Genomic DNA, 23,883 nt, shown 5'->3' on the forward strand with positions numbered 1-23,883 from the left:
GCACAGCGGACGCGACGGCACGGAACCGATCCCGCCGGTCGCGGCGTCTTGGTGGGCGTGCGTCAGAGCTCGGACGGTCAGACCGTCATCCACTTCCGCGCGGCGGGCGTCACTCTCCTGGTCGCGCATCTGCTGTTCGTCGGGTGGCTGACGCTGCGCCCGCTGGACGTTCCCTGGATGACGGCGGCGAATTTCGAGCCGCTCGCCGGGATCAGGGCGGACCTCGCGCTGGGCCCGGCCGAGGCGGCCCGGCGGATCGGCGGGGCGCTGCTCCTGCTGGCCCCGCTCGGGGTGCTGCTGCCGATGGCCGGGGGCCGGATCTTCGTCTCCCCCTGGGTCTCGCTGCTGCGTACGGTCGCCGCCGGGGCGCTGATCTCGCTGGCCATCGAGCTGGGTCAGACCGGGGTGCCCGGTCAGACCGTCGACATCGACTCGCTCCTGCTGAACACCACCGGGGTGGTACTGGCCCATCTGCTGGTCGTCCCGGCCTGCCGGGCGCGGCTGCGCCGCCGGGGGCTGCCGGGGGTGCGGGACCTGCCCCGCTACCGGCAGGAGACCCGACTCAGGAACGAGGCCCCTGCGGGTTCGACCCCGACGATTACCGGGGTCGGCCTCGCCCCGTAGAGCGATGTTTTGTACCCCTTCGCGGCGGCACCATGGATACATCAGGGAGCAGAGACCCTGCTCCTCCCGCAACGGTTCGCGAAGGAGCCCACCATGGCCGCACTTGTCCGCCCCCGCGAAGGCCGCATGATCGGCGGAGTGTGCGCGGGCCTCGCCCGGCGCTTCGGTACCTCCGCGAGCACGATGCGCGTCATCTTCGTCGTCTCCTGCCTGCTGCCCGGCCCGCAGTTCCTGCTCTACCTGGCGCTGTGGGCCCTGCTGCCCTCGGAGAAGTCCTCCTCCTCCGCGACGGCCTGGTGAAGCGACGCCCCGGAGGCGCACCGCGCGGGGGAGTGAGAACGCGCCGTGGGGCGCACGCCCTGGATCAGGGTGTGCGCCCCACGGGCAGGTGCGGGCGGCGCCGGAGGCCCGGCGCACGGGACGGTTCAGCCGCCGAGCGGGATCCCGTTGGCGCTGAGGCCCTGGGTGGGCAGTCCGCCGAGCAGGCCGGTGACCGGGGCGGCCGCGTCGGTGGCGTCACCGCCGAGGATCTTGCCGACGGTCTCCTGGACCGGTGCGTTCTGAGCCGACGTGGCGACGGTGTCGAGCGCCATCGTGGAGACCGGGAGCACTCCCGCGGCGCTGTCCAGCGGCAGCGAGGGGGCGGCGGAGGCGCTGCCGGCAGCGGCGGCGGCGAAAGCGGCGCCGAGGGCGGCGACACCGAGAGTCTTGGCAGCAGACTTCTTCATGGCGAATTCATCCTTGGGGAAGGGGATGTGAGCGGCTCTGCAAGCTAGCCATCCCACCGCCCCCACCGCAAACATGCCGACACGCGGAAAAGGGCCGGGATTTCGCCTCCCGGCCCTTTCAGCTGTCGTGGACCTCAGCCCGCGGAGGCGGCGGAACCGCTGGTCACAGCGGTCTGCCGGAAAAGCCACTCCGACTTCAGCTCCGCGTATCCGGGCTTGACGACGTCGTTGATCATCGCGAGACGTTCATCGAAAGGAATGAAAGCTGATTTCATCGCATTGACTGTGAACCACTGCATGTCGTCGAGCGTGTATCCGAAAGCCTCGGTCAGCCGCTCGAATTCTCCGCTCATGCTGGTCCCGCTCATCAGCCGGTTGTCCGTGTTCACGGTGATCCGGAAGTGCAGCTTGCGCAGCAGCCCGATCGGGTGCTCGGCGTACGAGGCGGCCGCGCCGGTCTGCAGGTTCGAGGTCGGGCACATCTCCAGCGGCACCCGCTTGTCGCGCACGTAGGAGGCGAGGCGGCCCAGCGAGACCGAGCCGTCCTCGGCGACCTCGATGTCGTCGATGATCCGCACCCCGTGGCCGAGCCGGTCGGCGCCGCACCACTGGAGGGCCTGCCAGATCGACGGCAGGCCGAACGCCTCGCCCGCGTGGATCGTGAAGTGGTTGTTCTCGCGCTTGAGGTACTCGAACGCGTCGAGGTGGCGGGTGGGCGGGAACCCGGCCTCGGCGCCCGCGATGTCGAAGCCGACGACGCCCTGGTCGCGGTAGCCGTTGGCGAGTTCGGCGATCTCCAGTGCGCGGGCGGCGTGCCGCATCGCGGTGAGGAGGGCGCCGACGCGGATGCGGCGGCCGTTGGCGCGGGCGGTGCGCTCGCCCTCGCGGAAGCCCGCGTTGACGGCCTCGACGACCTCTTCGAGGGTCAGGCCGCCCTCCAGGTGCTGCTCGGGGGCGTAGCGGATCTCGGCGTAGACGACGCCGTCCTCGGCGAGGTCCTCGGCGCACTCGGCGGCCACCCGGAACAGCGCGTCACGGGTCTGCATGACGGCGCAGGTGTGGGCGAACGTCTCCAGGTAGCGCTCCAGCGAACCGGAGTCGGCGGCCTCGCGGAACCAGACGCCGAGCTTGTCGGCCTCGGTCTCGGGGAGGGAGTCGTAACCCTGCGCGCGGGCCAGCTCGACGATGGTGCCCGGCCGCAGGCCGCCGTCGAGGTGGTCGTGGAGCAGCACCTTGGGAGCGCGCCGGATCTGGTCGGAATCAGGGACATTCGGGGTCTGGCTCGTCATCTTGGCACTCTAACGCCTACGCGCGTAGAGCACTGGGGGTCGATACGTAACAGTGACCGCGAAGTCGGGTGGAGTACACCTCTCCTTCTGACACTGTTCTGTCATGGGACAGCGCGCACTCCCCCTGGCACCCGCGAGGCTGGGACGGGCCGTTCAGACGGCCGGAGCAACGGACGAGGTGAGCGGCGTGGTCCTGCTGCTCCCGGACGGCGAGGCCGACTCACGTCGTCGCCCCTCCACCCTGTCGTACGCGGCACAGCTGCCGTTCGCCCGCTCCCTGGCCCGTGCCGGGCTGGGCGACGGGTTGGCGGTGCATGTGCTGCGCTACCGCTGCCGCGGCTGGAACGCGGACGACGCGCATCCCGCCGAGGACGCGGTCTGGGCGGCCGACGAGGTCCAGCGCCGGTACGGGGACGTGCCGGTCTGCCTGGCCGGCCACGGGATGGGTGGGCGGGCGGCGCTGCGGGCCGCCGGGCACAGCGCGGTCACCTCCGTCCTGGCGATGGCCCCGTGGCTGCCGGAGCGGACGGCGGCCGAGCCGGAGCCGGTGAAGCAGCTGGCGGGGCGGCGGGTGCTGATCGTGCACGGCACCAACGACGAGCGCACCGACCCGGAGTTGTCCTACCGGCTGGCCGAGCGGGCGAAGAAGTCCAACCGGGACACCTGCCGCTTCGAGGTGCACTCCGACGGGCACTCCCTGCGCCAGCACCGCTCCGAAGTCGCGGCACTGGCGGCCGACTTCGTCCGCGGCTCGCTCTTCGCCCGGTCCTACGCCCGCCCGGTCGCGGACGCGCTCGCCGCGCCACCGCCGCTGGGGCTGCGGATGCCGCTGGCCGCCGGGTTCGGCCGGTCGCTGCGGCGCTGAGGGCCGCGGAGTCCGTACGTCTCCGGGCGCGGGCGCCTCACCGGGCGTACGGGCCTCGCCTCCGCGGGCCGTACGGGGCTCGTCGCGGGCCGTGCGGCTGTGCTCGTGCTCGCAGGCCGTACGGCTTCGCTCTCAGGCCCCGCGGCCGTGCGCCGGCCGCCGGAGCAGCCGTGCCGCGGCCGTCCACGCGACCGCGCATCCGGCGGCGGTGACGAGGAGCACCAGGGGCAGGCTTTCGAGCGTGACCGCGGCGGTGACCGCGATGCCCACCGCGAACGCCGTGGCCACCGCCGGCACGGCGATCTGTGCCGTACGGAGTGCCGAAGTGCCCGGAGCGCGGCGGCCGTTCCACCAGAACGCCGACCGCAGGAAGACGCCTCCGACGATCAAGAGCGCGAGCGCCACGGCCAGCCGGACGATCGCACCGGGGCCGGGCCGGCCGGCCGCGTCCTGGCGCGCCTCCCCCGCTCCCACCCACACCGTCGTGCCGCGCCAGGTGGCGACGGTGACCCGGACGCCCGGCGCCAGCTTCTCCCACACCGGCCGCTCGCCCCGCAGCCGCACGCGGAGCGGCTCGGCGTCCCGGCCCGGATCGAGGGTGGCCCAGCGGGCGTAGCCGTTGCCCTGGCGGCGGGCCTCCGTGGAGAGCACCGTGGCGGGCCACTCGGCGAGGCAGTCGCCGTTCTCGGCCACCGAGCCCCGGATCTCCGCGCACGGGCGCGCCGCCCGGAAGTCGCGGGCCTCGGAGAGCTGGCCGGGCAGCAGCGCGCAGAGCACCGCCGAGGCCAGCAGCATCACCGAGCCGACCACGGCGGCGAGCACGACGCCCTTCGGACCGGCGGAGGCGGTCGGGGGCGGGGGCCACGAGGGCGCGGCGGAGTGGGCACGGGTCACCGGGGCATTCTCGCCATTCCGTACGACGAACAGAAGGGGAGGCCGGACCCGGGCGTCGGAAAAAGGTCCGACCCGGGCGTCGGAGGGGGTACCGGACCCGGGCGTCGGCCCGCCCCCGGACGCGCGCTCCGGCCGCTTCCGGTCCGGCGGCGGTTCAGTCCGGCAGCAGGTTGCCCCGGCGCGAGAGCAGGAAGCGCTTGAAGGCGGCGACGGGCGGGGTGTCGGGGTGCCCGTCCAGCCAGGCGACCCCGATCTCGCGGGCCGCGCGCGGTGCGGTGACCGTCAGCTCCACGACCCCGGGGCGGGCGACGGCGGGCGGCGGCAGCAGCGCCACGCCGAGCCCGGCGGCGACCAGCCCGCGCAGGGTCTCCGCCTCCTCGCCCTCGAAGGCGACGCGCGGCGTGAAGCCCGCCTCCGCGCAGAGGTCGTCGGTGATCCGGCGCAGCCCGTAACCGGGCTCCAGGGTGACGAACGTCTCGTCGGCGGCCTCCGCGAGGCGGACCCTGCGGCGGGACGCGAGGCGGTGATCGTCGGGGACCACCAGCCGCAGCCGCTGTTCGTCGAGGCGGCGGGCGACCAGGTCGGGGGCGTCGGGCACGGGTGAGGTGAGGCAGAGGTCGAGGCCGCCGGCGCGCAGCCGCTCGATCATCGCCTCGCCGTAGTTCTGCACGAGCTGGAAGCGGACCTTGGGGTGGTCGGCCCGGAAGGCGCGGATCAGGGCCGGCACGGTCTCCGAGCCCATGGTGTGCAGGAAGCCGAAGGAGACCCGGCCCGTCGTCGGGTCGGCGTCCGCCCGGACCGACTCGGCGGCCTTCTCGACCTCGCCCAGGGCCCGTTCGGCCGAGCCGAGGAAGGTGCGGCCCGCCGGGGTGAGCGAGACGGTACGGCCCTTGCGGGCGAACAGGGCGACGCCCAGGTCCGCTTCGAGCCTGACCATGGCCCGCGAGAGCGTGGACTGCGGGACGCCCAGCTCGTGCGCGGCACGCGTCACATGCTCGTGCCGGGCGACCGCCGCGAAGTACGCGAGGCGTGGCGCGAGCACGGCGCGGATGTCTTCTTCGTAACCGCTTGGTGACAGCCGAGGCCCTGAGCTGCGTTCATGCACCATGGGATTGATTATGGCAGTTTTGTGCATTGGACGCATGAAACGCCTCCCTCTACTTTCGACGTATGCCTCCCGCCAGTACCGGGGCATCCACCCTCACCGTGGATGCCTCTGCCCCGTCGTCCCCCGTCACCACCACCGCCGCGCCCGCCGCCGCCACCCATGAGCGCCTGGAGCCCGGCCGCCCCGGCTACCGCCGGATGAGCTTCGCCCTCTTCGCCGCCGGTGTCGCGGCCTTCGCCCTCCTCTACTCCACCCAGGCGCTGCTGCCCGCCGTCTCCGCGTCGTTCGACGCGACCGCCGGTCAGGCGAGCTGGACGGTCTCGGCGGCGACCGGGGCGCTGGCCCTGTTCGTGCTGCCGCTGAGCGCGCTCTCGGAGCGGTTCGGGCGGCGGCAGCTGATGACGGCGTCGCTGGTGATCGCGGTGCTGGTCGGACTGCTGGTGCCCTTCGCCCCCTCGATGGGCGCGCTGATCGCCCTGCGCGCCGTCCAGGGTGCGGCGCTCGCCGGGCTGCCGGCCTCCGCGATGGCGTACCTGGCGGAGGAGGTGCGGCCCAAGGCGCTGATCGCCGCGATCGGGCTGTTCGTCGCGGGCAACAGCATCGGCGGCATGAGCGGGCGCATCCTCACCGGATGGGTCGCCCAGGCATGGGGCTGGCGCGCCGCGCTCGGGGCGGTCGGGCTGCTCGCGCTGGTGTGCGCCGTCGCCTTCCACTTCCTCATTCCGAAGGCCCGCAACTTCCGTCCCGGTTCGCTGAACCCGAAGGCCCTGGCGAAGACCGTCGCCACGCATCTGGCCGACCCGCTGCTGGTGCGGCTGTACGCGATCGGCGCACTGTTCATGACGGTGTTCGGCGCGGTCTACACGGTGATCGGCTACCGCCTGGCCGAGGAGCCGTTCAGCCTGCCGCAGGGCGTCATCGGGTCCATCTTCCTCGTGTACCTGGTCGGCACGGCCTCCTCCGCCGCCGCCGGGCGCCTGGTGGCCCGTCTCGGCCGCCGGGGCGCGCTCTACCTGGCGGTCTCCACCACGACGGCCGGACTGCTGCTCTCGCTGGGCGACCGGCTGGCCGCCGTACTGCTGGGCCTGGTGCTGATCACGGCCGGCTTCTTCGCCGGGCACGCGGTCGCCTCGTCCTCGGTGAGCCGGACCGCGACGACGGGCCGGGCGCAGGCGTCGGCGCTCTACCAGTCGGCGTACTACCTGGGCTCCAGCGCGGGCGGCACGCTGGGCGCGGTCGCCTTCCACGCCGGGGGCTGGGCGGCGACGGTGGCCCTGGGCCTGCTAGCGGTCCTGGGCGTCGTCTCGATCACCCTGTACGGGACCCGGGTGGCGCGGGCGGAGCGGCGGGCGCTCGTCCCGGCCACGCGCTGAACCGGAGGCCGTGACCCCGACCGCGCCCGACCGGGACGCAACCGAGACATACCGGCGCGCAACCACCGCCCCCCTTCGCTCGTCTACCAGGCGTAACCAACAACGCACTGTGGGCGAAGGGGAGTTGGCGCGCATGGCTGTCACGGCGAAGATACCCGGAAGACGACTGCGGCAGGGGGTGGCACTGTCCGTCGCCGGACTCGTGGCCGCTCCCGCCCTGGTCCTGGGCACCGGCACCGGCGCCCACGCGGCGTCCTGCACCACGTCGACGGGGCCGTACCAGAAGCAGGTCGAGAAGTTCCTGAAGCGGCCCGTGGACGGCCGGCAGTCGACGGCCGACTGCAGGGCGACCCAGAAGTTCCAGAAGAAGCACGGGATCACCCCCACCATCGGCTACGCCGGTCCGCTGACCTGGCGCACGATGAACACGATGCTCGCCCAGAAGGCGGCCGGGAAGAATCCCGACAAGGCGAAGAAGTGCCCTACCGACAAGGGGCGCATCGCCTGTGTCGACCTGACCCGGCAGCTGAGCTGGATCCAGGACGGCAAGAAGCTGAAGTACGGGCCGGTGCCGGTGCGGACCGGCCGGGACGGGGCGGAGACCCGGACCGGGGCCAAGAAGGTCTACTGGCGCAACATCAAGCACTGGTCGACCATCTACAAGGTCTGGATGCCGTACTCCCAGTTCTTCGACGGCGGCCAGGCGTTCCACTCGGTCACCAAGTCCATGTACAACCCCCCGGGCTCCGGCGGTTGCGTCAACATGCGCCCCGCCGACGCGAAGGCATACTGGAAACTGCTGAAGAACGGCGACGACGTGTACGTGTACGGGCGCAAGCCCGGGACCTGAGCGGCGCGCCCGGTACGGCGGGACCTCGCCGGGGGCGCCGGGCGGATCGTGGCCGGAGCCGCGGCCGCCCGGCTCCCCTTGTCCTCTTTCCGCCCCGGCTGTCAGTGGCCTGCGGTAGCTTCCGTCGTACCGGGTGACGGATGCCACAGCGCGGCTGCGCGCGACAGGGGTGGAGCGATGAGCGATCTGACCACGACGACGGCCACAGGAGCGGCGGCGGGTGACGGGGGCCCCGATGCCGCCGGGATCGACAGCCGCCTCGAAGGGCACCGGGTCGAGCTGACGGGGTACTGCTACCGGATGCTCGGGTCCGCCTTCGAGGCCGAGGACGCGGTGCAGGACACCCTGGTCCGGGCCTGGCGGAATTTCGACAAGTTCGAGGGCCGTTCCTCCCTGCGCTCCTGGCTCTACCGGATCGCCACCAACGTCTGCCTGGACATGCTGAACGCGGGCAACAAGCGGGCCCGCCCGGTCGACCTGACGGGCCCGACCCCGCTCGCCCAGGCCGCGCTGAGCCCCCGCCCGGAGAACGTCTGGCTGGAGCCGATGCCCGACGGCCGGATCCTGCCCTCGGTCGAGGACCCGGCGGAGGCGGCCGTGGCGCGCGAGTCGGTGCGGCTGGCCTTCGTCGCCGCCCTCCAGCACCTGCCGCCCAAGCAGCGTGCCGTGCTGATCCTGCGCGAGGTCCTCGCCTGGAAGGCCGCGGAGGTGGCCGAACTGCTGGAGACCTCCGTCGCCTCCGTCAACAGCGCCCTCCAGCGGGCCCGCGCCACGCTGACCGAGACGGAGACCCGGGCGGGCGATACGGCAGACCCGCTCGACGAGGAGCAGCAGCGGCTCCTGGAGCGCTATGTGAAGGCGTTCGAGGGGTATGACATGGCCGCCCTGACCGCGCTGCTCCACGAGGACGCGGTGATGACGATGCCGCCGTTCGACCTGTGGCTCCGGGGCACCGGGGACATCACGGGCTTCATGACCTCCATCGGCGCGGCGTGCGCGGGCTCCAGGCTGGTGCCCGTCTCGGCCAACGGGTCCCCCGGCTTCGCGCACTACAAGCCCGCCGAGGACGGGTCCGGGTTCGTGCCGTGGGCGGTCCAGGTCATCGACATCCAGGACGGGGCGATCACCGGGATGCACTGCTTCCTGGACGTCCCGCGCTGGTTCCCGCTGTTCGGCCTGCCGGACCGGCTCCCGGCCGACGCGTAGGAGCCACGGGGCGGGTCCGGGCACCGGGGGGACACCCGGGGCCCGGACCCGGCGGCCGTGCGTACGCCGGTGCGAGCCCGTGCGCGCCGGGCCCGCACGCCCCCGGCTCGTACGTCAGTGCGCGTCGTCCGGTACCCGTTCCTCCGGTCCCTCCTCCAGGGTCACCACGTCGGCCAGGCCCACCAGGTCCAGCAGCGCACGGAGTTCGGGGGGTACGCGGCACAGCCGCAGGGTGCGTCCGGAGCGGCGGGCCACGAGCCCCAGCCGGGCCACCGCCTCGACGAGGGCCAGATCAGGCCGGATCACGCCGCCCACATCGCAGTCCACCGCCACGCCGGGGGCGGGGGCGGCTTCGCGGGGAGCCGCGAGGGCGCGCTCCAGTTCGGCGCAGAGGTCGGGCACGGCGGCACGGCTGACCCGGCCGGTCACGGTCAGGGCGATCGGATTCTCGGCATCCACACCAGGCAGACCGGACCGGCGGGCGAAATTCATCGGCCCCTCCGCACGGCGTCCGTCGCGGAGGGGCCGTTTCGCGTCAACTACGGACTCCCTGTGCCCATCCTGTGAACCAATTCCCCCAACTCTCCCTCTAGTTCGGTGAACCGACGGCCGCAGCCGTCCTTTCGGCGTCTCTGCGGACCGGCGGATCGAGCAACCATCGACTTTCTCAGGGGGAGAGTTGCGCAGACACGTGAGAAACGCGTGCATACCGGCGGTCGCCACAGCCGTGGCCGTGGCACTGGCAGCGGGCATGACCCAGTCCGCCGTCGCCCAGCCGGATCCGAGGGGGGCTTTTGGCGCCCGGGCCCAGGACCGGGAACGGGAGGTGCGTCAGCTGACTCTGGTCACCGGGGACCGGGTCACCGTCGACGCCCAGGGCAAGCCGGTCGCCTTCCGGCCCGCGAAGGGCCGGGAGAACATCCCGGTCCAGCGGATGAGCAGCAAGGGGCACACGCTCGTCATTCCGGCCGACGCCCACCGGCTGGTCGTCTCCGGCAAGCTCGACCGGCGGCTGTTCGACGTCACCGAGCTGAGCCGCCCGGAGAACCTCCGGGCCCAGCGGGACGGTCTGAAGCTGATCGTCGGCTACCGGGGCAAGCAGGCCGCCACCGCGAAGGCGCAGGTCCGCGACGCGGGCTCCACCGAGGTCGGCCGGAGCCTCACCTCGCTGAACGCCGAATCGGTGACCACACCGACCGCGGACGCGCCGGCCATCTGGAAGGCGCTCACCGACCGGAGCGCGGCCGGTGAGCGGGTCACCACCGCCGCCGGCATCGACCGGGTCTGGCTGGACGGGGTGCGCCGGGCGAGCCTCGACAGGAGCGTCCCGCAGATCGGCGCCCCGGCGGCCTGGAAGGCCGGCTTCACCGGCAAGGGCGTCAAGATCGCGGTCCTCGACACCGGGACGGACACCACCCACCCCGACCTCAAGGGCCAGGTCCTCGCGGAGAAGAACTTCAGCGCCTCCGCCGACACGAAGGACCGGGTCGGCCACGGCACGCACGTCGCCTCGATCGCGGCGGGCACCGGCGCGAGGTCGGGCGGGAAGTTCAAGGGCGTGGCCCCGGACGCCAAGCTGCTCGCGGGCAAGGTGCTCGACGACGACGGCTATGGCGAGGACTCCGGCATCCTGGCCGGAATGGAGTGGGCGGTCGCCCAGGGCGCCGACATCGTCAACCTGAGCCTCGGCGGGACCGACACCCCGGAGGTGGACCCGCTGGAGGCGGCGGTCGACAAACTGTCGGCCGAGAAGGGCGTCCTGTTCGCCATCGCGGCGGGCAACGAGGGCGACGGCGCGGGCACGGTGGGCTCGCCCGGCAGCGCGGAGGCCGCGCTGACCGTGGGTGCGGTGGACGACCGGGACGCGCTGGCGGACTTCTCCAGCCGGGGCCCGCGTGTCGGGGACGGGGCGGTCAAGCCCGACGTCACGGCCCCCGGCGTGGACACCACGGCGGCCATCCCGCCCGGCTCGCTGATCGCGAAGGAGGTGGGCGAGAAGCCCGCCGGCTACGCGACGATCTCGGGTACGTCGATGGCCACTCCGCATGTGGCGGGTGCGGCCGCCCTGCTCAAGCAGCAGCACCCCGACTGGGCGCACACCGAGCTGAAGGGCGCGCTGACCGCGTCCACGAAGCCCGGCGCGTACAACCCGTTCCAGCAGGGCTCCGGCCGGATCGCGGTGGACCGGGCGATCGCCCAGACCGTCGTCGCCGAACCGGTCTCGGTGAGTTTCGGGGTGCAGCAGTGGCCGCACACCGATGACGAGCCGGCCACCGAGAAGATCACGTACCGCAACCTCGGTACGAGCGACATCACCCTCGATCTGAAGGTGACCGGCACGGGCCCGGGGGGCAAGCCCGCTCCGGCCGGCTTCTTCGCACTCGGCGCGGACCGGGTCACCGTCCCCGCGGGCGGCACGGCGGAGGCGACGCTGACCGCCGACACCCGGCTCGGCGGCACCGCCGACGGCACGTACTCCGCGTATCTGGTGGCCACCGGCGGCGGGCAGACCGTGCGCACGGCCGCCGCGGTCGAGCGTGAGGTGGAGAGCTACGACCTCACCGTCAAGCACATCGGGCGGGACGGCCGTCCGGCTCGCTACGTGGACAGCACCCTCTACCGCTTCGACGCCGGGGCGGGCGGCCCGTTCCTGAGCCCGCGGGTCGTCGACGGCACCGCGAAGATCCGGGTGCCCAAGGGCACGTACGTGGTCAACTCCACGGTCTACAACGACCCGGACGACGTCACCAAGGGCGCCGACTGGATCGCGCAGCCCAAGATCGCGGTCACCAGGAGCACCTCACTGACGTTCGACGCCCGCAAGGCGAAGCCGGTGAACGTCACGGTGCCGGACGCGAAGGCGAAGGCTCAGCTGTTCTCTCCGGACTACGTGGTGGAGGCGGCGAACGACGCGGTCTCCTTCGGCTGGGTGATGGAGTCGCCGACCGGCATCCGCACGCTCCACGCCGGCCCGAAGATCACCGACGGTTCGCTCGCCCAGCACTGGTCGGGCACCTGGAGCAGGGGCGCGTCGACCGAGTACGACATCGCGGTCGGCGGCACGGTCAAGCAGCTCGCCACCGGCTTCGACCGGAAGTTCACCGCGGCGCAGCTGGCCAAGGTGAAGATCACCATGGGCTCGGCCGCGCCGAAGAAGAAGGGGTCGATCACCGCCTTCCCCTTCCTGCCCACGCAGGGCGGCAACTGGGCGACCTCGATCGATCAGAAGCTGCCCGGCACCCGCACGCTGTACGTCTCCACCGCGGACAAGGTGGCCTGGAGCTTCGACTTCGACCAGCAGGGCCCGGTCGACGCGGACGGGTGGCCGACGTACGAGGCCAACTACCGGGTCGGCGACGAGGTGACGTACAAGGCGGGCAGGACGTACACGAAGTCCGTGAATACCGCGGTGTTCGGCCCACTGGTGGACGAGGACTACGGCATCGTCCGTGAGGGCAACGAGATCACCGGCGCTCTCCCGCTGCTGGCCGACGGCCGGGGCAACGCGGGCGGGATGCTGTTCACGTCGGCCAGGACCGTCCTGTACCGCAACGGCAAGAAGCTCGGCCAGAACGGCGACCCGGTGGGCGGCGGCGCGTCCTTCCGAGTCCCGGCGGGCGCGGCCGACTACCGGCTGACGACCACGGTCAGGCACAGCGCGAAGGTCAACCCGCTCTCCACCCGGGTGGACGCGGCCTGGACGTTCCGCTCGAAGAAGACCGCGTTCACGATGCTGCCCGTCTCCACCGTCCGGTTCACCCCGGCCGTGGGCGCCGACGGCCGGATCAAGGCGGGCAAGACCGTATCGGTGCCGGTGAAGGTGCACGGCGCTGCCGCGGGCAAGAACCTGAAGTCGCTGAAGACGTACGTCAGTTACAACGGCGGCAAGACCTGGAAGAAGGTCGCCGTCAAGAAGGGGAAGATCACCGTCAAGAACCCGGCCAAGGGCAAGGCGATCTCCTTCTCCGCCAAGGTCACCGACAAGAAGGGCAACACCTCGTCGGTGAAGATCTACAGCGCGTACCTGGGCAAGTGACGGGGACTCGCGGGTAGTTCACCGCGCACATGACGGCGGCCCGTCGCACGGATCCTCTCCGTGCGGCGGGCCGTCCGCCTGTCAGCCGACCGGGAGGGCGCCGGTGTCCAGGTCCGGCTCGAACGGCTCGGGGAGGGCCGGCTTCCCGCCGTACTCGACCGCTTGCAGGACCCGGCAGGTGCCGGAGGCAGTCCACCGGTCCCGTTCACCCGTACGAGGAAACCGCAGGTCAGGCGATACGTTCCCGCACCACCGGCAGGGGTGCGAACGACGTGCCGGCCGGGGCGATGTCGTACGCCTCGGGCAGTGCCTTCAGCGCGTAGTCGAACTTCTCGGGGGTGTCCGTGTGCAGCGTCATCAGGGGCTGGCCCTCGGTGACGGTGTCGCCGGGCTTGGCGTGCAGCTCGACGCCCGCGCCCGCCTGCACCGGGTCCTCCTTGCGGGCGCGGCCCGCGCCGAGGCGCCAGGCGGCGACGCCGACGTCGTAGGCGTCCAGGCGGGTCAGGACGCCGGAGGAGCGCGCGGTCACCACGTGCTGCTCGCGGGCGACCGGGAGGGCGGCGTCCGGGTCGCCGCCCTGGGCGGAGATCATCCGGTGCCAGACGTCCATGGCGGAGCCGTCGGCGAGTGCCTTCTCCGGGTCGGCGTCCTTGAGGCCCGCCGCGTCCAGCATCTCGCGGGCGAGCGCGAGGGTGAGGTCGACGACGTCCCGCGGGCCCCCGCCGGCCAGCACCTCGACCGACTCGCGGACCTCCAGCGCGTTGCCCGCGGTGAGGCCGAGCGGGGTCGACATGTCGGTGAGCAGCGCGACCGTGCGCACCCCGCTGTCGGTGCCGAGCGCGACCATGGTGGAGGCCAGTTCGCGAGCGTCCTCGATGGTCTTCATGAAGGCGCCGGAGCCGACCTTGACGTCCAGGACGAGCGCCCCGGTGCCCTCGGCGATCTTCTTGGACATGATCGAGCTGGCGATCAGCGGAATCGCCTCGACGGTGCCGGTGACATCGCGCAGCGCGTACAGCTTCTTGTCGGCGGGGGCGAGCCCGTCACCGGCGGCACAGATGACCGCGCCGGTGCCGTCCAGGACGCTGAGCATCTCCGCGTTCGAGAGGTGGGCCCGCCAGCCGGGGATGGACTCCAGCTTGTCCAGGGTGCCGCCGGTGTGACCGAGGCCCCGGCCGCTGAGCTGCGGCACGGCCGCGCCGCAGGCCGCGACCAGCGGGGCGAGCGGCAGGGTGATCTTGTCGCCGACGCCGCCGGTGGAGTGCTTGTCGGTGGTGGGGCGGGAGAGCGCGTCGAAGTTCATCCGCTCGCCGGAGGCGATCATCGCGGCGGTCCAGCGGGCGATCTCGGTGCGGTTCATCCCGTTGATCAGGATCGCCATGGCGAGGGCGGACATCTGCTCGTCGGCGACCTCGCCGCGGGTGTACGCGTCGATGACCCAGTCGATCTGCTCGGGGGTCAGCTCGCCTCGGTCCCGCTTGGTGCGGATGACGGAGATGGCGTCCATGGGAATCCTTCCGGCCGGGTGGGTGCGCAAGAGAGTTCCCTGACTCTACGCGCATAGAGGAGGAGAGGGGCGGTGGTCCTTCCGCGAGGAGGGAAGGGCCACCGCCGGGAGATACGGGGTTCAGCCGAGGTGCTGCGGGCCGAACGCCTGGGGCAGCATCTCGTCCAGCGTGCGCCGCCCGTCGGGCGTCTCCAGGAGGAGCTCCGGCCCGCCGAACTCGTACAGGAGCTGCCGGCATCTGCCGCACGGCACCAGCGCCGCCCCACTGCCGTCCACGCAGGCGAAGTGGGTCAGCCGGCCCCCGCCGGTGGCGTGGAGCGCGGAGACCAGACCGCACTCGGCGCAGAGCGAGAGGCCGTAACTGGCGTTCTCCACGTTGCAGCCGGTGATCGTGCGGCCGTCGTCCACCCGGGCGGCGACACCGACCGGGTAGCCCGAGTAGGGGACGTACGCGCGGGACATGGCGTCCCGGGCGGCCTCCCGCAGAGCGTCCCAGTCGGCCTCGCCGAAGGCGGTGGCGGTGGCGGTGGGCGGTACCTCGGCGGACGGCGTCACTTGCCCTCTCCCTTGCGGTAGGCCACACCGTTCGCCTTGGGCATGCGCAGCCGCTGCGCGGAGAGCGAGAGGACCAGCAGCGTCGTGACGTACGGAGCGGCGTCGACGAACTGGCTCGGCACCTGGTCGGTCAGGAAGTACCAGGTGAACAGCAGCGCCGAGACGGCCGCCGCGATCACCGCGGAGACGTACTTCTTCCGGTACAGCTGCCAGAACGCCGCGATGACCAGCAGGATCGCCAGCAGGAGCAGCATCGCGTGGACGTTCTCCGCGCCGCCGCGCAGCTTGAGGCTGTCGGTGAAGCCGAAGAGCCCGGCGCCCAGCGCCATGCCGCCCGGCATCCAGTTGCCGAAGATCATGGCGGCGAGGCCGATGTAGCCGCGTCCGCCGGTCTGGCCCTCCTGGTAGATGCCGGTGGCGACGATCGCGAGGAACGCGCCGCCCAGACCCGCCAGACCGCCGGAGACGGTGACGGCGATGTACTTGTACTTGTACACGTTGACGCCGAGGGTCTCGGCGGCCGTGGGGCTCTCGCCGCAGGAGCGCAGCCGCAGCCCGAACGGGGTGCGCCACAGGATCCACCAGGTGGCGGGGATCAGCAGCAGGGCTACGACGGTGAGCAGCGACAGGCCGGTGACGAGCCCGCCGATGATGCCGGCGACGTCGGAGATCAGGAACCAGTGCTGCTGCTGTAGGTCATGCATCCAGTCCGAGAGCCCTGGAACGGTGATCCTGTCGATCGGTTCGATGCGCGGGGACTGCTTGGAGGAGCCGCCCTGGATGCCGTCGAAGGCGAAGTTGGAGAGGTAGCGGGTGGCGCCGACGGCGAGGATGTTGATGGCCACACCGGAGACGATGTGGTTCACGCCGAAGGTGACGGTGATGACCGCGTGCAGCAGGCCGCCGAGGCAGCCGCCGAGGATGCCGAAGAGGACGCCCACCCACGGGCCCCACTGGAACCCGGCCCAGGCGCCGAACCAGGTGCCCAGGATCATCATGCCTTCGAGGCCGATGTTGATGACACCGGCGCGCTCGGCCCACAGGCCGCCGAGTCCGGCGAGGCCGATCGGGACGGCGAGTGACAGGGCGCCGCGGACCTGGCCGACCGAGGTGATGTCGTTGGCGCCGCTGATGAGGCGGACCAGCGAGATCAGGGCGAGCGCACCCGCGATGATCAGCAGGACGACGGGCAGGGAGAGCTTGCGGCGGCCGTTGCCCTTCTTGGGGGCGGGGCGTGCGGCGATGGTTTTGCTGGTGCTCACAGGGCCGCCTCCTTCTCGGTCGTGAGGGCGTGTCCGGCGGCGAGCTCCTCGCCGACCTTCTGCTGCTGGCGGCGGATGCCGTAACGGCGGACCAGCTCGTAGGAGACGACGACCGAGATCACGATCAGGCCCTGCATGATCGTGGCGATCTCCTTCTCGTACCCGTACTGGTCGAGCGAGGCCGACGACTTGTCCAGGAAGGCGATCAGCAGGGCGCTGAAGGCGATGCCGAGCGGATTGTTGCGGCCCAGCAGCGCGATGGTGATGCCGGTGAAGCCGATACCGGTGGGGAAGTCGAGGCTGTAGGTGTGGGTGTCACCGAGCAGCGTCGGCATGCCTGCCAGGCCCGCGACCGCGCCGGAGATCAGCATCGAGGTGAGGACCATCTTCTTGGCGTCCACACCGGATGCCTGGGCGGCGCTCTCGCTGGCGCCGGTGGCCCGCAGGTCGAAGCCGAACCGGGTGCGGTTCAGCACGAACCAGTACAGGACGCCGCAGCCCGCGGCGACGAAGGTGAAGCCGTAGATCTCCCCGGCCATGTCGCCCATCGGCAGCCCCGGGAACCAACCGGATTCCGCGATCTCGCCGGTGGTCAGGTTGTTGGAGCCGGCCGGTTGCTCGCCGAAGTTCTTCGGCAGGATCAACCAGGCGACCAGGGCGGTGGCGATCGAGTTGAGCATGATCGTCGAGACGACCTCGCTCACCCCTCGGGTGGTCTTGAGGAAGCCCGCGATGCCCGCCCAGAACGCGCCGACCAGCATCGCGACGATCACGATCAGCGCGATGTGCAGAGGCCCCGGCAGACTGACGCTCGCACCGATCAGCGCGGCCACCATGGCGGCCAGGCGGTACTGCCCGTCGACGCCGATGTTGAACAGGTTCATCCGGAAGCCGACGGCGACCGCGAGGGCGGCGAGGTAGTACGTACCGGCCTGGTTGACGATCAGGACCTGAACGTCGACGTAGCTGGCCGACTCGAACATGATCCGGTACGGCTCGAAGGGGTTACGGCCGGAGGCCAGCAGCACCACGGTCGTCAGCGCGAGGGCGACGACCAGGGCGAGCACCGGGCCGGCGAAGCCCAGGATCAGCCGGTCCTTGTCGAATTTCTTCATCGGGCCTCGTCCTCCGGGCTTTCGAGGTGACCGGCGGCGGCGCCGGTCATGGCCGAGCCCAGTTCCTCCGGGGTGATGGTGGCCGGGTCGGCGTCGGCGACCAGTCGGCCGCGGTACATGACGCGCAGGGTGTCGGAGAGCCCGATCAGCTCGTCCAGGTCGGCCGAGATCAGCAGGACGGCCAGCCCTTCGCGGCGGGCCTCGCGGATCTGGTCCCAGATCTGGGCCTGCGCCCCGACGTCCACGCCACGCGTGGGGTGGGCGGCGATCAGGAGCTTGGGGGCGTGGCTCATCTCGCGGCCGACGATCAGCTTCTGCTGGTTTCCTCCGGAGAGGGAGCCCGCCGTGACGTCGATGCCGGGGGTGCGCACGTCGTACTCGCGCACGATCCGCTCCGTGTCGGCGCGGGCCGCGCCGTTGTCCAGCAGCCAGCCCCGGCTGTTGGGCTTCTCGGTGACATGGCCGAGGATGCGGTTCTCCCACAGGGGGGCGTCCAGCAGGACGCCGTGGCGGTGGCGGTCCTCGGGGATGTACCCGATGCCGGCCTCGCGCCGCTTGCGGGTGGGGGCGTGCGAGATGTCGTCCTGGTCGAGGGTGATGACCCCGGCGTCCGGGTCGCGCATCCCGATCAGGGCCTCGATCAACTCGGTCTGCCCGTTGCCCTCGACGCCGGCGATGCCGAGGACCTCGCCCTGGTGGATGGTGAAGTCGATGCCGGCGAGCACATCGCGGACGGTTCCGTCGGGGTCGGCGACCGTGAGCGCCAGCTCCTGGACGCGCAGCATCGGCACGTCGGTGACGGTGGACTCGCGGGTCTCCGGCGAAGGCAGCTCGCTGCCGACCATCAGCTCGGCGAGCTGCTTGGTCGAGGTGGACGCCGGGTCGGCGGTGCCCACGGTGGTGCCGCGGCGGATCACCGTGATCTCGTCGGCGACGGAGAGCACCTCGCCCAGCTTGTGCGAGATGAAGATGACCGTCAGTCCCTCGGCCTTGAGCTCGCGCAGGTTGGCGAAGAGGGCGTCGACCTCCTGCGGCACGAGGACCGCGGTCGGCTCGTCCAGGATGAGGATGCGGGCGCCCCGGTAGAGCACCTTGAGGATCTCCACGCGCTGCCGGTCGGCGACCCCGAGGTCCTCCACGAGCGCGTCGGGCCGGATGCCCAGGCCGTACGCGTCGGAGATCTCCTTGATCTTCTTCCGGGCGCCGGAGCCGATGCCGTACAGCTTCTCGCCACCCAGGACGACGTTCTCCAGGACGGTGAAGTTGTCGGCGAGCATGAAGTGCTGGTGCACCATGCCGATGCCCCGCTCGATGGCGTCGCCCGGATTGGAGAAGGAGACCTGCTCGCCGTTGATCGCGATGGTGCCCTCGTCCGGCTTCTGCATGCCGTAGAGGATCTTCATCAGGGTGGACTTGCCGGCACCGTTCTCACCGACGAGGGCGTGGACCGTGCCCGTGCCGATCGTGATGTCGATGTCGTGGTTGGCGACGACGCCGGGAAAGCGCTTGGTGATGCCGTGCAGTTCTACGGCAGGGGGACTGCTGGACGCGTTGATGACGCACTCTCCTTGGCCGGACAGGAGCGGGGGCGGAGGGGCGGGAGTGCGGGGCACTCCCCGGGGGGCGGGGGTGAAGTTATCGCGCCGGAGGGCTGTCTACACGCGTAGCGCTGCCGAATCGTGAAACACAGCTGCACGTCACGGCCCGGACGCGGGGTCCGGACCGGGTGGGGAGCACTGCGAGAGGCGGATCTACTTCGCATTCCTGCCGCAGGGCTGCGGTCCGTCCGGGGTGGACGGGCCCGCGGCCCTGCCCGTCCACCGGCCGGAACGCGGCGCGAGGGACGGACAGGGCCAGGGAAAACCAGCCGTACGGCAGGAGGTTCCGAGCTGCTTACGGAGCGGTCTTGACGGTGATCTTGCCGTCGATGATCTCCTGCTTCGCCTTGTCGACGGCCGCGATGACGTCGGTCATCTCGACGAACGCCGGGTTGGACATCGACAGGCCGACGCCGTCCTTGTCCAGGCCGTAGCGGATCTCACCGGTGGTCGGCTTGCCGTCCTGGACCGACTTGATCAGGTTGAACACCGAGTCCTCGACGTCCTTGGTGACCGAGGTCAGGATGGACTCCTTGTAGGCCGCGAGGCCCTTCTGCTTGTACTGGTCGGAGTCGACGCCGATGTTCCACTTGCCGGCCTTCGAGGCGGCCTCGATGGCACCGGAGCCGGCCAGGCCGGCGGCCGAGTAGATCACGTCGGCCTTCTTGTCGAGCTGACCCTGGGCGGCGGCCTTGCCGAGGTCGGGCTTGGAGAAGCCGTCGAAGTTCGGCGGCTGCGTCAGGTACTGCGGGAGAACCTTGACCGCGGGGTCGGTGTCCTTGGCGCCCTGGATGAAGCCCGCCTCGAACTTCTTGATCAGCGGGGTCTCGACACCGCCGATGAAGCCGATCGTCTTCGTCTTGGTGACCTTGGCGGCGGCGACGCCGGCGAGGTAGGAGCCCTGCTCCTCGTTGAAGACGATGTTGGCGATGTTGTCGCCGGACACCGAGGCGTCGTCGATGATGCCGAAGGTGGTCTTCGGGAACTTCGGCGCGACCTTCTTGATGGCGGGAGCGTAGGCGAAGCCGACGCCGATCACCGGGTTGTTGCCGGAGCGGGCCAGCTCGGTGAGACGCTGGACCTTGTCCGCGTCGCCCTCACCGTCGGAGGGCTCGGCCTCGCTGCCCTTGACGTCGAGTTCCTTCTCCGCCTTGGCGAGTCCGGCGTAGGCGGCGTCGTTGAACGACTGGTCGCCACGGCCGCCGATGTCGTACGCGATGGCGGCCTTGTCGCCGCCCGAGCCGGAATCGGCGTCCGAGGACGACTTTCCGCCACAGGCGGTGACGCTGAGTGCGAGCGCCGCGGACGCAATGCCCACGGTGGTGATCCTGGTGATCCGGCGCAAGGGAAGGCTCCTTCAAACCTGACCGAAGCGCCTCTTCCGGCGCTGGTTTCGCGGCGATCGTAACGCGCGTAGATGTCAGATAAGAGCACGTACGGAAGCCGTTATCGGATCGTCGTGAACAGAAGGCCCCCCGCCGGTCCACGAACGGCCCGCGAAGTCTGCGTCAACGCTCCGCTAACGGTTCCCGTCGAGCAGCGCCGAGGCGGTGAACAGTTCGACTCCTACGGTGATGGCCTCTTCGTCCACGTCGAAGTTGCCGCGGTGCAGGTCGAGCCCGCGCGTGTCACCCGGGGTCCGGACGCCGAGGCGGGCCATCGCGCCGGGCACCCGCTCCAGGTACCAGGAGAAGTCCTCGCCGCCCAGGCTCTGCTCGGTGTCCTCGATCGCGTACGACCCGCGGCGCTCGGTCATCGCGGCATCCAGCAGACCGATGCTCTCGGCGTCGTTCACCACGGGCGGCACGCCGCGCACGTAGTTGATGACCGTCTTGGCCCGATGCATTCCCGCCACTTCGTCCACGGCGGCGTGTACCAGATCGGCCGCGTCGCGCCAGGCGTCCAGGTTCAGGCAGCGGACGGTGCCGGACAGCTCGGCGTGTTGCGGAATGACGTTGGGGGCGAACCCCGTCTCCAGCCGCCCCCACGTCAGCGCGAGCCCGGCGCGGGCGTCGACCCGGCGGGCGAGCAGCGCGGGCACGTCGACGGCGATCCGGGCGGCGGCGGTGACCAGGTCGGTGGTCAGGTGCGGGCGGGCGGTGTGCCCGCCGGGCCCGTCGAGCGTGATCTCCAGGCGGTCGCAGGCGGAGGTGATGGCGCCGATCCGCAGCCCGATCCGTCCGACGTCGACCTTCGGGTCGCAGTGGACGCCGATGATCCGGCCGACGCCCTCCAGCACCCCGGACTCGATCGCGTCGACCGCTCCGCCGGGCAGGACCTCCTCGGCGGGCTGGAAGACCAGCCGCACGGCGTTGGGCAGCAGCCCCTCCCGGTCGAGCCCGGCGAGCACCAGCCCCGCCCCGAGCACGGCGGTGGTGTGCACGTCGTGCCCACAGGCGTGCGCCCGCTCGGGCACGGTGGACCGGTAGGGCACGCCCGCCTTGGTGTCCGGGATCGGCAGCGCGTCGATGTCCGCCCGCAGCGCCAGCATGGGCGTGACACCGTCCCACTCCCCCACGTCGCACACGAGCCCGGTCCCGACGGCGAGGACCCTCGGCTTCAGCCCGGCCTTCTCCAGCCGGTCCTTGATCGCCGCGGTGGTGCGGAACTCCTGGTTTCCCAGCTCGGGGTGCATGTGCAGATCCCGGCGGAAGGCGATCAGCTCGGAGCGGAGCTCGTCGGAGAGCCTGCCGGGCAGCTCACCTCCCCCGGGCCGGCCGGCCGGGTCGTGGGGGCGGGAGGCGCGGGACTTCAACTGGTTCACCTTACGAAGCGTAGGCCCCTTGGCCCCTCAACTGGCCATGGATCACCAAAACTTCAGCCGCTCAGGCGAACAAAATTCCCGGGAGGGTGTGTGACGGAGGGGGGTTGGGGGTATACCGGGTGCTTTCCACAGGCGGTGCGGGCCGGTGCGCGGGACGTTGACATCCGTGCGTCCGCCGGGCCGCGTCACTGAGCGCCGGCACGGGAGAACGCGGCCGAGGAGTGTGTTCGAAGGAGGGAACCGGCACCGGCATCGGCGGACGGCCCCCGCGATGTGTCCAGGCACACATGCACCACACCTCCCTCTTCTGTTCTTCACACCTACGATGAACGATCGTCGACAGGTGCGGCACGAACCCTGTACTCCACCCGTCGCCTACGTATCGACGCGTGCGGCGTGAGGCCCGGCGTCCGGGCCCCGGAGTGTGTGCTGTGTCGAAAGTGTCCCGTCGTGTCGCCCTCGGGACCATCGGGGTCGGAGCCATAGCGGTAGCCGGATACCAACTGCGCGGCGAGGCCGAATCCCTGCCGAAACGGCCGGCGGCCAGTACGGGGAAGAATCCCGTCGCCCGGGAGAACCGCTCCGCCGGAAGCCGGGATTGGCGTGTCGGGCAGGGTGGCACACGCCCCGCCGACGACAGAACGATGCAGATACAGGGGTACGCCTCGTCCACGTCGGTGAGCCGCGGCGAATCGATCGACTTTCACATATCGGCCCACCGCGCCCAGGAATGCACCGTGGCGGTCCACCGGGTGGGGCACTACGGCGGCGACGGCGCCCGGCATCTGCTGACCAGCGACCCGGTCCGGGTGGAACCCGGGAAGCGGCCGGTTCCCGATCCGGACACCGGGCTCATAGCCTGCGACTGGCCGGTCGCCTGGACCCTGGACGTCCCGGAAGCCTGGGTTTCGGGGATATACCTGGCCGTCTTCACCTCGGGCGAGGGTTTCCGCAGCTTCACCCCGTTCGTCGTACGCGACACCGAGCGCCGGTCCGACCTGCTGATGGTGCTGCCCTTCACCACGTACCAGGCGTACAACATCTGGCCCTTCGACGGCCGCACCGGCAAGAACCTGTACAAGGGCTACACCCCCGAGGGCGAGATCGGCGGGAACGACGAGCGGGCTTTCCGGGTCTCCTTCGACCGGCCGTACGTGAACACCGGAGCGCCGCGGTGGTTCGAGATGGACACCGCCACCGCTCGGTGGGCGGAAGAGGCCGGGTACGACATCACCTACGCGAGCAGTGTGGACCTGCACGAGGGGCGGATCGACCCGGGCGCGTACACGGCGGTCGTCTTCTCCGGGCACGACGAGTACTGGTCCAAGGAGATGCGCGACTGCGCCGAGGACGCGGTGGCGGCCGGCACCCACCTCGCCTTCCTCGCCTCGAACAACATCTACTTCCACATCCGCGTCGAGCCCTCGGCCGACGGCCGCGAGGGCCGGGTGGTGGCCTGCTACAAGGAGGCGTCGGACCCCGAAGCGGGGGAGGCGGGCCCCACCGTGCGCTGGCGCAAACTGGCCAAGAAGCGCCGGAAGGCCGAACAGGGCCTGCTCGGCGTGCAGTACAACGGCATCCTCGCCGAACCCGTGCCTCTCGTCGTCCGTGAGAGCGGCCACTGGTTCTGGAAGGGGACCGGGCTGCGGGACGGCGACGGCATCCCGGACCTGGTGGGGGTGGAAGCGGACGGATTCGACCCCTCGATGCCCCGCCCGGCCGGGAGCGAGCAGACGCTCCTGGCGGCCTCCCCGTACACCGACAGCTGGGGCCGCGGCCGTCGCGAGCACAACACCAGCCTGTGCGAGAACGCCGAGGGAACGCTCGTCTTCGTCGCGGGCACGTTCCACTGGCCGCTCGCGCTGAACGAACCCGACCACCTCAACCCGCAGGTCCGGCGGGCCACCCGGAACCTGGTGGAGAGGATGCTGGAGCCACGCCGCTGAGGGTTGTCCCGTAGTCCCTGGTGGATCGGCGCGCGGCGTCGGATGCGGTGCATCGCAAGGCGGAGGGGCGTCCGCGTACCGGATGTATGTGGATGTCCCGACAACGCGGCGAGGTGCCGTAGCCGTCGTCGCGCGCCCGCCAGGGATTGCGGGACAGCCCTGA

Annotated in this window: 20 protein-coding genes; 8 read left to right on the plus strand and 12 right to left on the minus strand. The window is 71.3% G+C overall.

What is annotated here, in order from left to right:
- The first annotated feature begins 51 nt into the window (after positions 1–51).
- Together ACIQMU_RS03970 and ACIQMU_RS03975 are read left to right on the plus strand one after the other, a co-directional pair.
- Complete coding sequence (locus tag ACIQMU_RS03970) at positions 52–624, plus strand: VanZ family protein (protein WP_402688161.1); 573 nt, start codon at positions 52–54, stop codon at positions 622–624.
- Between the two features lie 93 nt (positions 625–717).
- Entirely contained in the window at positions 718–924 is a 207-nt protein-coding gene (locus ACIQMU_RS03975; protein ID WP_356722707.1) for a PspC domain-containing protein, read from the plus strand.
- 125 nt (positions 925–1,049) lie between these two features.
- On the opposite strand, the gene ACIQMU_RS03980 is transcribed toward ACIQMU_RS03975, so the two are convergent.
- Both ACIQMU_RS03980 and ACIQMU_RS03985 read right to left on the minus strand, forming a co-directional pair.
- Positions 1,050–1,352, minus strand: a complete 303-nt coding sequence (locus ACIQMU_RS03980) for a hypothetical protein (RefSeq protein ID WP_352240378.1) — start codon at positions 1,350–1,352, stop codon at positions 1,050–1,052.
- Between the two features lie 134 nt (positions 1,353–1,486).
- Positions 1,487–2,641, minus strand: a complete 1,155-nt coding sequence (locus tag ACIQMU_RS03985) for an adenosine deaminase (protein WP_352240377.1) — start codon at positions 2,639–2,641, stop codon at positions 1,487–1,489.
- Between the two features lie 103 nt (positions 2,642–2,744).
- On the opposite strand from ACIQMU_RS03985, the gene ACIQMU_RS03990 reads away from it, so the two are divergent.
- Positions 2,745–3,506: an alpha/beta hydrolase gene (locus ACIQMU_RS03990; RefSeq protein ID WP_352240376.1), complete on the plus strand. Its 762-nt coding sequence runs from the start codon at positions 2,745–2,747 to the stop codon at positions 3,504–3,506.
- A 132-nt stretch (positions 3,507–3,638) separates the two neighbouring features.
- Here ACIQMU_RS03990 and ACIQMU_RS03995 read toward each other — a convergent pair whose 3' ends face one another.
- Together ACIQMU_RS03995 and ACIQMU_RS04000 are read right to left on the minus strand one after the other, a co-directional pair.
- On the minus strand, positions 3,639–4,400 hold the full coding sequence (locus tag ACIQMU_RS03995; RefSeq protein WP_352240375.1) for a hypothetical protein: 762 nt from the start codon (positions 4,398–4,400) through the stop codon (positions 3,639–3,641).
- Positions 4,401–4,554: 154 nt separating this feature from the next.
- A complete protein-coding gene (locus tag ACIQMU_RS04000; protein WP_352240374.1) occupies positions 4,555–5,508 on the minus strand; it encodes a LysR family transcriptional regulator in 954 nt (317 codons plus the stop codon).
- 62 nt (positions 5,509–5,570) lie between these two features.
- On the opposite strand from ACIQMU_RS04000, the gene ACIQMU_RS04005 reads away from it, so the two are divergent.
- From ACIQMU_RS04005 to ACIQMU_RS04015, 3 genes are all read left to right on the plus strand, one after another.
- Entirely contained in the window at positions 5,571–6,881 is a 1,311-nt protein-coding gene (locus ACIQMU_RS04005; RefSeq protein ID WP_352240373.1) for an MFS transporter, read from the plus strand.
- Positions 6,882–7,014: 133 nt separating this feature from the next.
- Positions 7,015–7,731 carry a L,D-transpeptidase gene (locus tag ACIQMU_RS04010; RefSeq protein WP_352240372.1) on the plus strand — a complete coding sequence of 239 codons (717 nt, stop codon included), beginning with the start codon at positions 7,015–7,017 and terminating at the stop codon, positions 7,729–7,731.
- 177 nt (positions 7,732–7,908) lie between these two features.
- Positions 7,909–8,937, plus strand: coding sequence for a sigma-70 family RNA polymerase sigma factor (locus tag ACIQMU_RS04015; RefSeq protein WP_352240371.1), 1,029 nt, complete (start codon positions 7,909–7,911; stop codon positions 8,935–8,937).
- Positions 8,938–9,051: 114 nt separating this feature from the next.
- On the opposite strand, the gene ACIQMU_RS04020 is transcribed toward ACIQMU_RS04015, so the two are convergent.
- Positions 9,052–9,429, minus strand: a complete 378-nt coding sequence (locus tag ACIQMU_RS04020) for an STAS domain-containing protein (RefSeq protein ID WP_352240370.1) — start codon at positions 9,427–9,429, stop codon at positions 9,052–9,054.
- A 259-nt stretch (positions 9,430–9,688) separates the two neighbouring features.
- Between ACIQMU_RS04020 and ACIQMU_RS04025 the strand changes: the two genes are divergently transcribed.
- The gene (locus ACIQMU_RS04025; protein WP_402688244.1) at positions 9,689–12,973 is read left to right on the plus strand and encodes a S8 family peptidase; all 3,285 of its coding nucleotides are present in this window, start codon (positions 9,689–9,691) and stop codon (positions 12,971–12,973) included.
- Positions 12,974–13,202: 229 nt separating this feature from the next.
- Here ACIQMU_RS04025 and ACIQMU_RS04030 read toward each other — a convergent pair whose 3' ends face one another.
- The 7 genes from ACIQMU_RS04030 to ACIQMU_RS04060 all read right to left on the minus strand — a co-directional run bounded on the left by ACIQMU_RS04030 (position 13,203) and on the right by ACIQMU_RS04060 (position 21,765).
- Positions 13,203–14,480 carry a thymidine phosphorylase gene (locus ACIQMU_RS04030; protein ID WP_352240369.1) on the minus strand — a complete coding sequence of 426 codons (1,278 nt, stop codon included), beginning with the start codon at positions 14,478–14,480 and terminating at the stop codon, positions 13,203–13,205.
- Between the two features lie 120 nt (positions 14,481–14,600).
- The gene (locus ACIQMU_RS04035) at positions 14,601–14,942 is read right to left on the minus strand and encodes a cytidine deaminase (protein WP_402688245.1); all 342 of its coding nucleotides are present in this window, start codon (positions 14,940–14,942) and stop codon (positions 14,601–14,603) included.
- An 89-nt stretch (positions 14,943–15,031) separates the two neighbouring features.
- Positions 15,032–16,297 carry an ABC transporter permease gene (locus tag ACIQMU_RS04040; protein WP_352240367.1) on the minus strand — a complete coding sequence of 422 codons (1,266 nt, stop codon included), beginning with the start codon at positions 16,295–16,297 and terminating at the stop codon, positions 15,032–15,034.
- A complete protein-coding gene (locus ACIQMU_RS04045; protein ID WP_352240366.1) occupies positions 16,294–17,412 on the minus strand; it encodes an ABC transporter permease in 1,119 nt (372 codons plus the stop codon). The genes ACIQMU_RS04040 and ACIQMU_RS04045 overlap by 4 nt, the downstream gene beginning before the upstream one ends.
- Entirely contained in the window at positions 17,409–18,992 is a 1,584-nt protein-coding gene (locus ACIQMU_RS04050; RefSeq protein WP_402688246.1) for an ABC transporter ATP-binding protein, read from the minus strand. The genes ACIQMU_RS04045 and ACIQMU_RS04050 overlap by 4 nt, the downstream gene beginning before the upstream one ends.
- 313 nt (positions 18,993–19,305) lie before the next feature.
- Positions 19,306–20,355: a BMP family ABC transporter substrate-binding protein gene (locus tag ACIQMU_RS04055; protein ID WP_352240365.1), complete on the minus strand. Its 1,050-nt coding sequence runs from the start codon at positions 20,353–20,355 to the stop codon at positions 19,306–19,308.
- Between the two features lie 174 nt (positions 20,356–20,529).
- Positions 20,530–21,765, minus strand: coding sequence for an amidohydrolase (locus ACIQMU_RS04060; protein WP_352240516.1), 1,236 nt, complete (start codon positions 21,763–21,765; stop codon positions 20,530–20,532).
- A 653-nt stretch (positions 21,766–22,418) separates the two neighbouring features.
- On the opposite strand from ACIQMU_RS04060, the gene ACIQMU_RS04065 reads away from it, so the two are divergent.
- A complete protein-coding gene (locus ACIQMU_RS04065; protein WP_352240363.1) occupies positions 22,419–23,720 on the plus strand; it encodes a N,N-dimethylformamidase beta subunit family domain-containing protein in 1,302 nt (433 codons plus the stop codon).
- The last annotated feature ends 163 nt before the right edge of the window (positions 23,721–23,883 follow it).

Origin of the sequence: Streptomyces sp. NPDC091649, assembly GCF_044756785.1 — a bacterium.
In the GTDB taxonomy this organism is placed as follows: Bacteria; Actinomycetota; Actinomycetes; order Streptomycetales; family Streptomycetaceae; genus Streptomyces.